Genomic DNA, 13,619 nt, shown 5'->3' on the forward strand with positions numbered 1-13,619 from the left:
TTTTATGAATTTTTATGATCAATTAAATAATGAAATGAAAGATTTAAAAGAAAATGGTCTTTTTGTAACTATTAGAACTCTAAATAGTGCTCAAGGATCTTGGTTTGAGGTTGATGGCAAAAAAGTTTTAAACCTTTGTTCAAATAATTACCTTGGATTTGCAAACAATGACAGGCTAAAAAAAGCGGCCATTGCTGCGGTTGAAAAGTATGGTGTTGGCCCTGGTGCAGTAAGAACTATCGCAGGTACAATGGATATACATCATCAATTAGAAAAAGAGTTAGCAGAATTTAAAAAAGCAGAAGCAACATTAGTAGTACAATCTGGTTTTAATGCCAATCAAGCTGTTATTCCAGCAATAACTACAGCAGAAGATGCAATTTTATCAGATGAACTAAACCATGCAAGCATTATAGACGGCGTTAGACTTTCAAAAGCAAAAAAATATGTATGGAAACATAAGGATGTTAAAGATCTTGAAGCAAAATTAAAAGAAGCTAAAGAAAATGGTGCAAGAAGACTTTTAATTATAACTGATGGGGTTTTCAGCATGGATGGAGATTTAGCTCCATTACCGGAAATAGTTGAAGTTGCAGAAAAATATGAAGCAATTGTTATGGTTGATGATGCTCATGGTGAAGGTGTTCTTGGTGAAAACGGTAGAGGAATTGTTGATCACTTCCATTTACACTCTCGAGTCGATATAGAAGTTGGAACATTATCAAAAGCATTTGGTGTTGTTGGTGGCTTTATTGCAGGTAAAAAGGTCTTAATAGATTATCTAAAACAGAAAGCGCGACCATTTTTATTCAGCAGTTCTCTTTCTCCAGCTGAAGCTGGTGCAGCTTTAGAAGCTGTAAGAATATTGGTTGAAAGCGGCGAAGTGGTTGAAAAATTATGGGATAATGCTAAATATTTTAATGATAAATTAAATGCTCTTGGATTTGATACATGGCACAGTGAGACTCCAATAACTCCTGTGATGCTTTATGATGCCAAAATTGCAAAAAACTTTAGTTTAAGGTTATTTGAAGAAGGAATTTTCGCTCAATCAATAGGATATCCTACTGTCCCTAAAGGATTAGCAAGAATCAGGGTAATGATCAGCGCTGCACATACAAAAGAAGATCTTGATTTTGCAGTTGAAAAATTTGAAAAAATAGGAAAAGAATTAAATATAATAAAATAAAATCGCAGTTTTCACTGCGATTTTATTTTGTGGAAAAACTTATTTTTTCTCAATATATGAGAGAAATATATGGCTAATTATAAATGATAATACTGTAAATAAAATTATTACAAAGATATCTCCTGATACCATAGAAAGATTATAATTCAATAATGCAACTTTTCTAAATGAATCTATAGAATATTTTATAGGAAGAATATAAGACCATTTATACCAGATAGAATCCTTTGGTATCGAAATCAAAACATCTCCAAATAATATCATTGTTCCTATAAAAACAGCTAATATAAATGTTGTTGTTTTAGTTGTTTTGGATATTGCCGAAATTAATAACCCCAATGTAGCAAACATTAAGACATTTAAGATTATCAAAATTATCATTGATATTTCTCCACCAACAAAATTACTTCCAAAATATTGAAAAACATAATAGGTTATAATACTCGACACTAATCCCAGAATAATATATGTAAACAATTTATATAATGAAAACTCCCATATTTTTAACCCATTTGCTCTATATATATTTAACAATCCGTTTTCTCTTGTTTGAGATACAGAAATACCAATTCCTCCCATTGAAAAAATCAAGATTAGTACCAATATAGCAGACGGGGCTAACATATCCTGAAAATCAAGAGACGCATTTTTTATATTTGTTAAACTGCCATCTTTTATATTCGGAATTTGTATTTCAATCTCTGGTGGGTTTCTATCTTTATCCACCGATATTCCGCCTTTTAATAAAAATTGAGTTGTTGAACCAACAGAAATCTCCGGAATACCAGATAATTCATTAAATAATGCCTTTACAACTGTATAAATTGCAACACTACTATCAAGGTCATTGGGATTAGGTACTAAAATAAGTTTCGTTTCTTTATAATTTTTTAAATCACTCATAAATCCTTTAGGTATTATCAGTATGGAATCATATTCATTACTTTTTATAGCTTCAATTAATTCTGATTTTGTCGTTATTTGAACAGCATCTTTCCATTTAAAAAATTGACTTAAAAAAAGAAATCCAAATTTCCCCAAAAAACTATTATCTTCATTATATACAGCTATTTTATAGTCTGACAACATATTCTCTGGAAATAGATTCGATCCTAAATAAGATAACAAAAATGGGACTAAAATCAATGTCACTAAAAAACCTTTATTTCTAAAAATTTTAATGAGTTCATATTTCATCAACGACAATATTTTCATTAAATCACCTCGTTTTTTCCTAAATCTTTATATATTCTATCAAAAAATTTAAATTGTTCCAAGTATTTTTATGGTATAATTGTTAAAAGAAGATAAAAAAGGAGGTACAAAAATGAATTTTTCTAATCTCACAGTTGTAGAACACCCTTTAATTAAACATAAACTTACTATTATGAGAAACAAAAAAACTGGACCAAAAGAATTTAGAGAACTTTTAAAAGAAATTACACAATTACTAACTTATGAAGCTACAAGAAATCTACCTACAGTAAATATAAATATTGAAACACCTATTCAACAAACAATTGGTGAGATGGTAGAGGATAAAAAAATAACTATAGTTCCTATTTTAAGGGCCGGTCTTGGTATGATGGATGGAATTTTAAGTCTTGTACCAAATGCAAGTATAGGTTTTTTAGGAATTTATCGTGATCCTGAATCTTTAAAACCTATAGAATATTATTTAAAATTCCCACCATTTAGTGAAAATCACTATGTATTCATTGTTGATCCTATGTTAGCAACAGGCTTTTCAATTAGATACGCCATAAAAAAGGTTAAAGAATTTGGTGTTAAAAATATTATTGTTATGTCATTATTAGCGGCTCCGGAAGGCGTTAAAAATATTGAAAAAGATTATCCGGATGTTAAAATTTTTACTGCTGCTCTCGATGAAAAATTAAATGATCATGCTTATATTATCCCTGGTCTTGGCGATGCTGGAGATAGATTATTCAGAACAAAATAACCGATGCAATGCATCGGTTATTTTATTCTTTTATACCTAATAATGCGTTACAATAGCTTTCAGGATCAAAAAGCTGCAGATCATCTTCTTTCTCACCAACTCCAATCAGCTTAATTGGTATATTCAACTCTTTATTAATTGCAAAGGCTATTCCACCTTTTGCGGTACCATCTAACTTTGTGATTACTATTCCGCTTAAATCAATTGCTTCTTTAAATATCTGTGCCTGTATTATACCATTTTGCCCTGTTGTTCCATCTAATACTAAAAGCGTTTCATGTGGTGCATCTGGAATCACTTTTTGAATTACTCTCTTTATTTTTTTCAGTTCTTCCATTAAATTGCTTTTTGTATGCAGCCTTCCTGCAGTATCAATTATAACTACATCTTTATTCTTTGATAACGCATGATTCAATGCATCATATGCAACTGCTGCAGCATCTGAACCATGAGAATGTGCAATTACATTTATATTCAGTCTCTTTCCCCATTCTTTTAATTGCTCAATTGCTGCTGCCCTGAATGTATCTCCTGCAGCAAATACTACATCATTACCATTTTCTTTAAAAATCTTCCCAAGTTTTGCTATGGTTGTTGTTTTACCAGTTCCATTTACTCCAACTACCAGAATAACATATGGTTTCTTTTCTGGAGATAAATTAATTGGTTTATTATCGAGATGTTCTATCATAATATCTCTTAATAAAATTAACGGATCTTCACTCTTTTCTTTTTTATATCTTTCCTTTAATTTCTCAATAATATCTTTTGTGCTTTCAACACCAACATCTGATAAAATCATTATTTCTTCTAATTCTTCCAAAACTTCTTCATCTAATTTTCTACCGGAAAATAATGTTTTAATATTTCCAAAAAATTTATCTCTTGTTTTTTTTAATCCCTGAGCTATCTTATTAAAAAATCCCATAATCAACCTCCTGATTATAATTTTATATCTAGAATATATTTTATCATTAATTTTTCTTATTTCAAAACATATCATAAAAAATTAATACTTAATTATCAGGAACAATCTAATAAATAACTAAATATTAATTTATTATATTTGGAATTTTTGCAATGAAATGGTAAAATATTTTTAGTATTATATGATAAGAATGAGGTGTATAAAATGGGAGATTTCTGGGAAGATTCTACTACCTGCCCCCTTTGTGGGAAAGCTTTTAATTTTACTAAAATTAAATATGATAGTATAAGAATTGAAAAATACGAAGATGATTTAAAACCTATATTTAAGGGGCCAAATCCTCTTAATTTTTCTATCTTAACCTGTCCAAAGTGCGGATTTACATATTTTTCTGAAGATTCTGATGTTTTAAGAAAAACTTCTAAAGAGACAAAAAAAGAACTAAAAAATTATTTAAAAAGAACTCGAGACAAACTTGGAAAAATCAGCAATTCCAAAGATAAGTCGATTGATTTCTTGAAAAAACAATATGCGCTTGCAGGAATTGTTTATCGCATTTTAAATCGTCCAGGAAATGTTGCAAAAAGTCTTATCAGACTTGCATGGGTTTTCAGGGATGAAAACAAAACCATGGAAGAATTAAAATTATTAATTTCTGCTGTAAATATTCTTGAAGATAATTTTAAAGACCTAAATTCTGACGAAGAACTTATATTATATTATTTTTTTAAAGGTTATACAAATTTGCGTATAGGGAAAAAAAAGGAAGCCAAAGAATTTTTCAACAAACTTATTGGAAGATATAAAAAATCAAGAAATCCTTATGTAAAAAAAGCTGAATTTTTGAAAGGTGATATATGATGAAAAGATATATATTTATTTTGATAATTGTAATTTTGCTTTTTAACTCATGTTCCTTATTTCAACAAACAAAAAACAATTCAGAAGACAGATTAAAAAATATTGAAAATGAAATAGCACTTTTAAAACTCTCTATAAATAACTATGAGAATTCTTTAAAACGAATCAACGAAAATATTACCGTTTTTAATGAAAAAGTAGATAGCCTCTCTGATACTATTATTTTATTGAAAAAAAACATAAATAGTATATATTCTACAATGGATGCTTCAAATACAAATATTCAAAAAATTTTGAAAAAATATGATTCCGAATTAAATACCCTGCATAACTCACTGAAAAATCTAAAAACAGATATTTCAAATTTTTCCAATATAAAAGATGAAACATATTATAATGAAATTATAACGGCTTTAGATAATAGACTTCAAGAAATTTCGAATAAATTAAATGACTTAAATAAAAATACAATAAAAAAGAATGAATTTGATACTTTAATCAAAAAATATATAACTAAAGATTCAACTATATTTGAAAATGATAAAATTTATGTGGATTCAAAATTTAATTTGTTAAATAAACAATTTGAAGATACTATAAAATCTTTAAACAAAGATATAACTACTCTAAATTCAAGCATAACAAATATTAATATTTCCATGTTTAGCAAATATACCGAACTATTAAACTATATAAATCACAATAAAAATAATTTTTCATCTGTAGAAAAAAATATTAATAATTTAGATAAGCGTCTTACTTACTTAGACAAAATTAGTAAACATTTAGATAATAAGTTGTCCGATTTAGAGAAAAACATTTATAATATTACACTTAGTTCCACAGAAATTAAAAAATCTATTGATATTTCTGTGAAAGAAAATATTGATAACCTATTAAAAACTGTAAATTCACTGGATAAAATATGGCAAATAAATTTTGAAACACTTGAAAAAGATTTAGATTCCTTAAAAAACGATTATTCAACATTTAAAAATAAAACAGATGATTTAATAAATGAAGAAAACTTAAAAAAATATGTTTATTCTTCTGTTGAAGCTGAAACTCAAAGAGAAGTAGCTAAACTATTTTATAAAACTAAAAGTGAAGAATTACTTAAAATAAAAAATCTGGAAGAAAAATTTGCAGTTTTAGATAACACTATTGAAGATTTACAAAATTCATTTGAATTATTATCTTCAAGACCTTTAAATACTTTTGATGAAAAGTTTAAAACAAAATTAGATGAATTAGAACGTGAATTGACAAATGCTTTGATTTCATTTTCTAACGCTGAGATAAAAGAACTTTTTGGAAGTAATGATCAGATAATTTATAAAATAAAATCTGGTGATACATTAAGCCAAATTGCTTTAGCATTCGGATTGGGATATAATGGTGTAGATTTAATAAAAGTAGTTAATAATATTGATGATCCAAGAACTATTAGAGTTGGACAAAAAATTATTATCCCTGTAAAAAATATAGAGAAATTTTTGACCTGGCCATTAAGTTATACTTTACCTTCAAATTATGAACGTATTGTTATAAGATTTGGTGACAGAATATCTACTGGAGTATCTATAGGCCTTGGAATACTGCCGTTAAAAGATGAATATATTAAACCAGCTTTGCCTGGGAAAATAGTAGATACTGGAAAAATGAAGAATAATTCATATTATATTAAAATAGATCATGGTAATGGTGTTTTAACTGTTTATTCAAATCTCCTTTCCATAAAAATTAAAAATGGACAATGGGTTGATAATAGCACAATAATCGGAACAGTAAAAAAAGATAAATTATTTAATTTTGAAATATGGAAAAATGGTGAGCCTAAAGATCCTATGAGATTATTTTTCAAGTATATTGGTGATTTTAAAGCTACATTTTATACAGAATGGGATGATAAAATCATATACTACCCGGCATTTAGATTAACAAAGTCACAAAAGGTCCCAAGACCCTGGGTAACCGTAGCAGCTGATCCAGATTTTTTACCCTTAGGTACTGTTATATATATTCCAGAATTCAGAAATTCACCTAATTATGGCTTTTTTGAAATTGAAGATATAGGTTCAAAAATAATTGGAAATAAATTGGACATATATATTAATGACGTCAGATTTGCTCAAAATACTAAAAATGTAAATGTATATGTTGTTGGCAAAAAAAGCAGGAGGTAAAATTATGGGATTGACAGTTAAAAGCAGTTATGCTTTAAGAGCGTTATATGAATTAGCTATATTTCATAAAAGCGGCATAAAAAGAGTTTCTATAAACGAATTATCTTCTAAACAAAAAATACCAAAAGATTTTTTGGAAAAAATTTTTAGTGAATTAAGAGAATATGGCATCGTTGATTCTGTAAGAGGTCGATATGGTGGCTACGCTTTAAGTAAAGAACCTCAAGATTTAAAATTAAGCGAAGTAATTTATATACTCGACAAACCCTTCCAGTCATATGAATGTGTTGTAACGGGAAAATGTGAAACTCTTGGTTCCGAGTGTGCTGTAGGATACATATGGAAAAAAATAAATACTATTTTAATGCAGGAACTTTCTAAAATAACTCTTGCTGATTTAGTTAATTTAGGAGAAAAAATTGAATTAATGGGAGGAAACACTGTTGAAGAAAAAATTAATAATGTTGATGAGCGGGGGAGTTGATAGCTCCGTTGCGGCTTTTTTAGCAAAGCAAAATGGATATGATATTATAGGCGTTCATTTCAAAACAATGCCTGATGATATATTTATCAAAATTCCTGAAAAGAAAAAAATTTGCTGTAGTCCTTCTGATACATATGACGCAATGAGAATAGCTGATAAACTTGGCTTTGAATTAAAAATTATTAAAATTTATGAAGAGTTCAGAGAAAAAATTATCGATTATTTTATAAATGATTATAAAAATGGGGTTACTCCAAATCCATGTATATTATGTAATAAATATTTCAAGTTTGGTCTTGCTATTGATTTATTAAAAGAATACAATGCAGATTATGTTGCTTCCGGACATTATGCAATAAGAGAATTTTCAGAAAAATACAATACATATGTAATTAAAAAAGGCGTTGATAAATCAAAAGATCAATCATATTTTCTTGCATATATTGATAAAAAAGCAATTCCGAAAATCTTTTTCCCTAATGGTTATTATACCAAAGACGAAATAAGAAAAATTGCAAAGCAGTTAGATATAAATATAGCTAAAAAGGTTGATAGTCAAGAGTTGTGTTTTATACCTGATAATGATTATAGAAGATTTCTAAAAGAAAATAAAGTTATTATTTCAAAAGGCGAAGTACTGGATTTATATGGAAATGTTATAGGCGAACATAGCGGATATACTAATTACACTATTGGGCAAAGAACAGGAATTAAATATTTCAAAAATCCAAATATAAAAATGCATGTTTATAAGATAATACCTGAAACTAATCAAATCATTGTTGCTCCTACTGAGAAAGTTTATTTTAAAGGTTTAATTGCAGAAGATTTTAATTTTATTGTAGATTTTGAAAAAATTGAGGCAAAATGCAGAATTAGAAAGAGAAATGAAGAAAAGGATGCCTACATAAAGAAAATAGATTCTGATAAAATAGAAGTAATTTTCAAAGAACCTATTTTTGCAGTTACTCCAGGTCAGTTTGCCGTTGTTTATGATAATGATGGAGTTATATTAGGGTCTGGGAAAATTAAAACATACTTATAATACTTACGGAGGTTTGAAATGACAAGAGCTATATATCCTGGTAGTTTTGATCCTATAACCTTTGGTCACTTGAATATAATTAACCGTGCTTCTAAAATATTTGATGAATTATATGTTGTGGTTTTGCATAATGTTAATAAAAGATATTTTTTTACAAAAGAAGAAAGAATTAAAATTACAAAAGATTCATTAAAAGATTTTCCAAATATACATGTTGAAAGCTATGAAGGGTTACTAGTAGATTATGCAAAAGAAAAAAAAATAAATGTTGTTATAAGAGGATTAAGAGCTGTTTCTGATTTTGAATACGAACTTCAACTTGCCAATGCAAATAGATCGTTAAATAAAAATGTGGAAATTTTATTTCTGATGACGGATACAGAATTTTCTTTTATTTCGTCCACAATAGTAAAAGAGGTAGCAAAGTTTGGCGGGAATATTTCTCAATGGGTTCCAGAAAATGTGGAGAAAGCGATAATTAAAAAAATTAGTAATAACACTGTTTAGAAAAAGAAAAGTAATTATGTTAAAATATTTATGAATTTAAAGAAATTATTAGGAGGGAATTGAAATGGCTATAACTGCTGCAGATGTTAAAAAGTTAAGAGATGCTACCGGTGCTGGAATGATGGATTGTAAAAAAGCTTTAATAGAAGCTGAAGGTGATTTCGACAAAGCGGTCGAAATTTTAAGAATAAAGGGAGCTGCTAAAGCTGCTAAAAAAGCAAGCAGGAGCACTGGTGAAGGTATTATTTATTCATATATTCACCATAATGAAAAGATTGGTGTTTTATTAGAATTAAATTGTGAAACAGATTTTGTTGCAAGAACTGAAGAATTCCATGAATTGGCAAAACAAATTTCTTTACAAATAGCTTCAATGAGACCAAAATGGATAAAGAGGGAAGATGTTCCGGAAGAAGTTATTGCTAAAGAAAGAGAAATATATAAAGAAGAAATGAAAGAATCTGGAAAACCAGAACATATTATCGAAAAAATAGTTGAAAATAAAGTTAACAAATTTTATGAAGATAACTGTTTATTAGAACAGGAATTTGTGTTTGCAGAAGAAAAAGGCCAAAAAATTAAGGATCTTATTACAAACGCAATTGCTAAAATAGGAGAAAATATTCAGGTTTCAAGATTTTCAAGATTTGAAATAGGTGAATAGGGTGGTCTTTGTCCACCCTTTTTTTTAAGGAAAAAGGGGGAGAGTTTATGTATAAACGAATACTATTAAAGCTCAGTGGAGAAGTCCTTTCTGGAGAAGATAAAAAAGGTTTTGATGAAAAATCTCTTGAATATCTTTCCAATGAAATAAAAGAAGTTGTAAAAAATGGAATTAAGCTTGGAATGGTTATTGGTGCCGGTAATTTATTCAGAGGGCGCGAATTACAGGATGTTACAAATAGCATTGGGGATCACATAGGAATGCTTGGAACTGTAATTAACGCTCTTTACTTAAAGGATTACTTTGAGAAAAAAGGAATTAAAACAGTTGTTGTATCTCAAATTGTTAACCTACCCTCTGTAAGAATTATACATTATGATGATATAGAATTATATTTTAATGCTGGATATGTTGTTATTTTTGCTGGTGGAACATCTAATCCTTTCTTTACCACAGATACGGCAGCTGCTTTACGTGCTGTTGAAATGAAAGCAGATGTTTTGATTAAAGCAACAAAAGTGGATGGAATATATAATAAAGATCCTAAAAAATTTGAAGATGCTAAAAAATATGATAAAATATCATATGATGAAGCAATAAATTTAGGTTTGAAAATTATGGATACTGAAGCTTTTTCAATATGTAAAAGATATAAAATGCCTATTATTGTTTTAAATTTCTTTAAAAAAGGAAATTTAATGAATTCCTTATTCGATTCAAAAATAGGAACTTTTGTTAAACCTTAGGGAGGTGGAATTTATGTGGTATGATGAAATTGTAGCTGTAAATGCAAGAGAAGTTTTAGATTCAAGGGGCAATCCAACAGTTGAAGCTGTTGTTGAATTAGTTAGTGGCGCAACAGGCAAGGCTATTGTTCCATCTGGAGCATCAACAGGAAAATTTGAAGCTTTAGAATTAAGAGATGGCGATAAATCAAGATTTAAAGGTAAAGGTGTATTAACTGCTGTCAAAAATATAAATGAAATTATCGCAAAAGAATTAGTAGGTCTTAATGTTTTTGATCAGCCACTTATTGATAAAGTTATGTTAGAACTCGATGGCACAGAAAACAAATCAAAATTAGGTGCAAATGCTATTTTGGCAGTTTCTATGGCTGTTGCAAGAGCTGCAGCAGATTCCTTAGGATTACCTTTATATAAATATTTAGGCGGACCAAACGCAAAGGTTTTACCTGTACCTTTAATGAATATTATAAATGGCGGTGAACACGCTGATAATAATTTAGACATTCAGGAATTTATGATTGTTCCTGCAGGATTTGATAAATTTTCTGATGCATTACGAGCAGGCGCTGAAGTATTTCATTCATTAAAATCATTATTAAAAAAGGAAGGTCATGTTACAGCAGTTGGTGATGAAGGTGGTTTTGCACCAAATCTTAATTCAAACGAAGAAGCTATTCAATTTATTATAAAAGCTATCGAAGATGCTGGATATAAAGCAGGTGAACATGTATTTATCGCTTTAGATTGTGCTGCTTCAGAATATTATGACGAAGAAAAGAAGGTATATAATATTGATGGAAAAGAATTAACAGCGGAAGAAGCTATGGAATATTATGAAATGTTAGTTGATAAATATCCAATTGTTTCTATTGAAGATCCATTTGACCAGGAAGATTGGGAAGCTTATAAGAAATTCACCGAAAAAGTTGGTAACAAGGTACAAATAGTTGGTGACGATTTATACGTAACAAATGTAAAAAGATTACAAAAGGGTATCGACATGAAAGCTTCAAACTCTATTTTAATCAAATTAAATCAAATAGGATCGGTTACAGAAACATTGGATACTATGGAATTAGCCATGAAATCAAACATGACAAATGTCGTTTCTCATAGATCAGGCGAAAGTGAAGATACGTTTATTGCAGATTTAACAGTTGCTATGAATGCTGGATTCATCAAAACAGGTTCATTATCAAGAAGTGAAAGAATTGCAAAATATAATCAATTATTAAGAATAGAAGAAGAACTTGGTGAAATTGCAGAATTTAGAGGATTAAAAGCTTTCTATTCAATAAAAAAATAAATAAAAGTTAAAAGGCGCTAAAGCGCCTTTTAACTTTACCAGTATGAACTTTCTACATTTTCCCATTTCATATCTAATATCTTTTCTATTTCTCTCAATAGTTTCTTTCTTTTACTACTATATTTGGGTATTTGAAAGTTTATAAATTTAACATGTTTATTTTCAAACTCACTTAATACCTCAATATATTCAATAATTTCCTGATTTAAATTATATCGAAACGTATTTAAAAAAATTAAATTATTTTTGTATTTAAAAACATTGCTCTTATATATATCTATATTTTTTAATGAAATCGTACTTTCGGTAAACTTGGCTATTAAAACATTCTTAAACTTTTTCTCAAAAAACATTTTTTTAAATTCATCTATATCTCTAATATTATTTATTTTTATGTATAAGTTGTTTAACATATATTTTACACCATTAAAAAAAAGGTCTTTTTCTAAATCACTAAATTTTTCTTCTTTTATAAGTAAAAAACCATCAAAGTCCAAAATTCTTTTTCCAAACGAATATATATAAAATTCTTTTGTTGTCTTTAATATTTCTAAATATTCTTTTGTTATATTGTAATTTTCAGAAACATATATATTATATGAAAAATAATCTATTTCGTTAATTCTTTTTTTGTAAAAAGATATATAAATAATATCTTCATAAACTCTTATTGCATCGATTATATTATTTTCTATATCTTCAAATGTTTCTACATCACGGAAAATAACTTTATTTATATGCTTCAGTTTTTTTATACTTGTTTTTATTAAGTTCTTATCTTCTATTCCAAGATTATAAGAAATCCTGAATAATTCTTTAGAAATATTATTTTCATGCTTAAAATATCTTCTCATCCAGAAAATTAATATTCCGGAAAAAAAGAATGTTATCATAGAAAAAAATACTATTGAAAATTTCGATAGATTTTTACTTTCAAAAATAGAAAGAACATAAACACTATCTCCAAAATCTGCTTTATTAATTGTATATAATTTCCCATTAAAATAAAATTTTTTTATTTTTTCTTTAGATAAAAATATTTTAGAATATATAAAATAAGGTAAAGATACTTTGGGCCAGATTAATTTCGTTCTATTATCCACTATATAAAATTTAATATCATCCGTTGAAAAACTTTTTAAATGATCAAATTTCACTTTTATTTCAAAAGAAATATAAGCTATTGGTATCTGGTCAATATCAAAAATAAATGTAGTCAAATAAAAATAGTTTTCATTATTAAATGAAAAAACAGGAGAACTTTTTATTAAATTTGTGCTGTTTTCCAATTCTTTCAAATTATTTTCAAATATCGTATAATTTAAAAAATTAATTTTTTTCGGATATATAATATTTCCACTAAAATCACTTATAATTATTTTTCCATTGAATAACACAACATCTTTTTTTTCATTAATATATTCATCTAATCTATTATATGTATTATTAAAAATTATGTTATTTGATACGTGATTCCCGGAAGAAAATATAATAAGTGATTTTACATATGAATTAATTCTAATATCGTTGCTAAAAATTTGAGAAAAATTAATATATCTCGCATTATAGTCATTAATTATATTAACAACAGAAACAGAAGAACGGTCTACTATTTCTTCAACCGTTCTTTCAACATACATCATATTTACAATAATCAAAATTAAATATAATAATATAAATATAACTAAACTAAAAACAAAAAAATCTTTAAAAACTTCATGTTTTTTCATTTCATCACCA

The 13,619-nt window shown here is 27.5% G+C and carries 13 protein-coding genes; 10 read left to right on the plus strand and 3 right to left on the minus strand.

Annotated features, from left to right (window positions below; all coding sequences use genetic code 11):
- The first annotated feature begins 4 nt into the window (after nt 1-4).
- A complete protein-coding gene (locus X275_RS05295) occupies nt 5-1,189 on the plus strand; it encodes a glycine C-acetyltransferase (protein WP_047267865.1) in 1,185 nt (394 codons plus the stop codon).
- 39 nt (nt 1,190-1,228) lie between these two features.
- On the opposite strand, the gene X275_RS05300 is transcribed toward X275_RS05295, so the two are convergent.
- Nucleotides 1,229-2,404: an ABC transporter permease gene (locus X275_RS05300; protein ID WP_047267866.1), complete on the minus strand. Its 1,176-nt coding sequence runs from the start codon at nt 2,402-2,404 to the stop codon at nt 1,229-1,231.
- 112 nt (nt 2,405-2,516) lie between these two features.
- Here X275_RS05300 and upp point away from each other — a divergent pair, with 112 nt between their 5' ends.
- Nucleotides 2,517-3,152: a uracil phosphoribosyltransferase gene (gene upp, locus X275_RS05305; protein ID WP_047267867.1), complete on the plus strand. Its 636-nt coding sequence runs from the start codon at nt 2,517-2,519 to the stop codon at nt 3,150-3,152.
- A 22-nt stretch (nt 3,153-3,174) separates the two neighbouring features.
- Here the strand turns inward: upp and ftsY are convergent, their stop codons facing one another.
- Complete coding sequence (gene ftsY, locus X275_RS05310; RefSeq protein WP_047267868.1) at nt 3,175-4,080, minus strand: signal recognition particle-docking protein FtsY; 906 nt, start codon at nt 4,078-4,080, stop codon at nt 3,175-3,177.
- Nucleotides 4,081-4,284: 204 nt separating this feature from the next.
- On the opposite strand from ftsY, the gene X275_RS05315 reads away from it, so the two are divergent.
- The 8 genes from X275_RS05315 (at nt 4,285) to eno (ending at nt 11,879) form a co-directional block, all read left to right on the plus strand.
- Nucleotides 4,285-4,941, plus strand: coding sequence for a DUF2225 domain-containing protein (locus X275_RS05315; RefSeq protein WP_047267869.1), 657 nt, complete (start codon nt 4,285-4,287; stop codon nt 4,939-4,941).
- Nucleotides 4,941-7,127 carry a peptidoglycan DD-metalloendopeptidase family protein gene (locus tag X275_RS11050; RefSeq protein WP_052913651.1) on the plus strand — a complete coding sequence of 729 codons (2,187 nt, stop codon included), beginning with the start codon at nt 4,941-4,943 and terminating at the stop codon, nt 7,125-7,127. The genes X275_RS05315 and X275_RS11050 overlap by 1 nt, the downstream gene beginning before the upstream one ends.
- A gap of 4 nt (nt 7,128-7,131) precedes the next feature.
- Nucleotides 7,132-7,611 (plus strand): RrF2 family transcriptional regulator, encoded by a 480-nt coding sequence (locus tag X275_RS05325; RefSeq protein ID WP_047267870.1) that lies wholly within the window; start codon nt 7,132-7,134, stop codon nt 7,609-7,611.
- Entirely contained in the window at nt 7,571-8,656 is a 1,086-nt protein-coding gene (mnmA, locus tag X275_RS05330; protein ID WP_084825121.1) for a tRNA 2-thiouridine(34) synthase MnmA, read from the plus strand. The genes X275_RS05325 and mnmA overlap by 41 nt, the downstream gene beginning before the upstream one ends.
- Before the next feature lie 18 nt (nt 8,657-8,674).
- Nucleotides 8,675-9,163: a pantetheine-phosphate adenylyltransferase gene (gene coaD / locus X275_RS05335; protein WP_047267871.1), complete on the plus strand. Its 489-nt coding sequence runs from the start codon at nt 8,675-8,677 to the stop codon at nt 9,161-9,163.
- A 64-nt stretch (nt 9,164-9,227) separates the two neighbouring features.
- Nucleotides 9,228-9,827, plus strand: coding sequence for a translation elongation factor Ts (tsf, locus tag X275_RS05340; RefSeq protein ID WP_047267872.1), 600 nt, complete (start codon nt 9,228-9,230; stop codon nt 9,825-9,827).
- A gap of 47 nt (nt 9,828-9,874) precedes the next feature.
- Complete coding sequence (gene pyrH / locus X275_RS05345; protein ID WP_047265752.1) at nt 9,875-10,573, plus strand: UMP kinase; 699 nt, start codon at nt 9,875-9,877, stop codon at nt 10,571-10,573.
- A gap of 13 nt (nt 10,574-10,586) precedes the next feature.
- Entirely contained in the window at nt 10,587-11,879 is a 1,293-nt protein-coding gene (gene eno / locus X275_RS05350) for a phosphopyruvate hydratase (protein WP_047265753.1), read from the plus strand.
- A 35-nt stretch (nt 11,880-11,914) separates the two neighbouring features.
- Here eno and X275_RS05355 read toward each other — a convergent pair whose 3' ends face one another.
- The gene (locus X275_RS05355; RefSeq protein ID WP_047267873.1) at nt 11,915-13,609 is read right to left on the minus strand and encodes a hypothetical protein; all 1,695 of its coding nucleotides are present in this window, start codon (nt 13,607-13,609) and stop codon (nt 11,915-11,917) included.
- Nucleotides 13,610-13,619: the final 10 nt, after the last annotated feature.

The sequence above is a fragment of the Marinitoga sp. 1197 genome (genome assembly GCF_001021165.1).
Classification (GTDB): Bacteria; Thermotogota; Thermotogae; order Petrotogales; family Petrotogaceae; genus Marinitoga.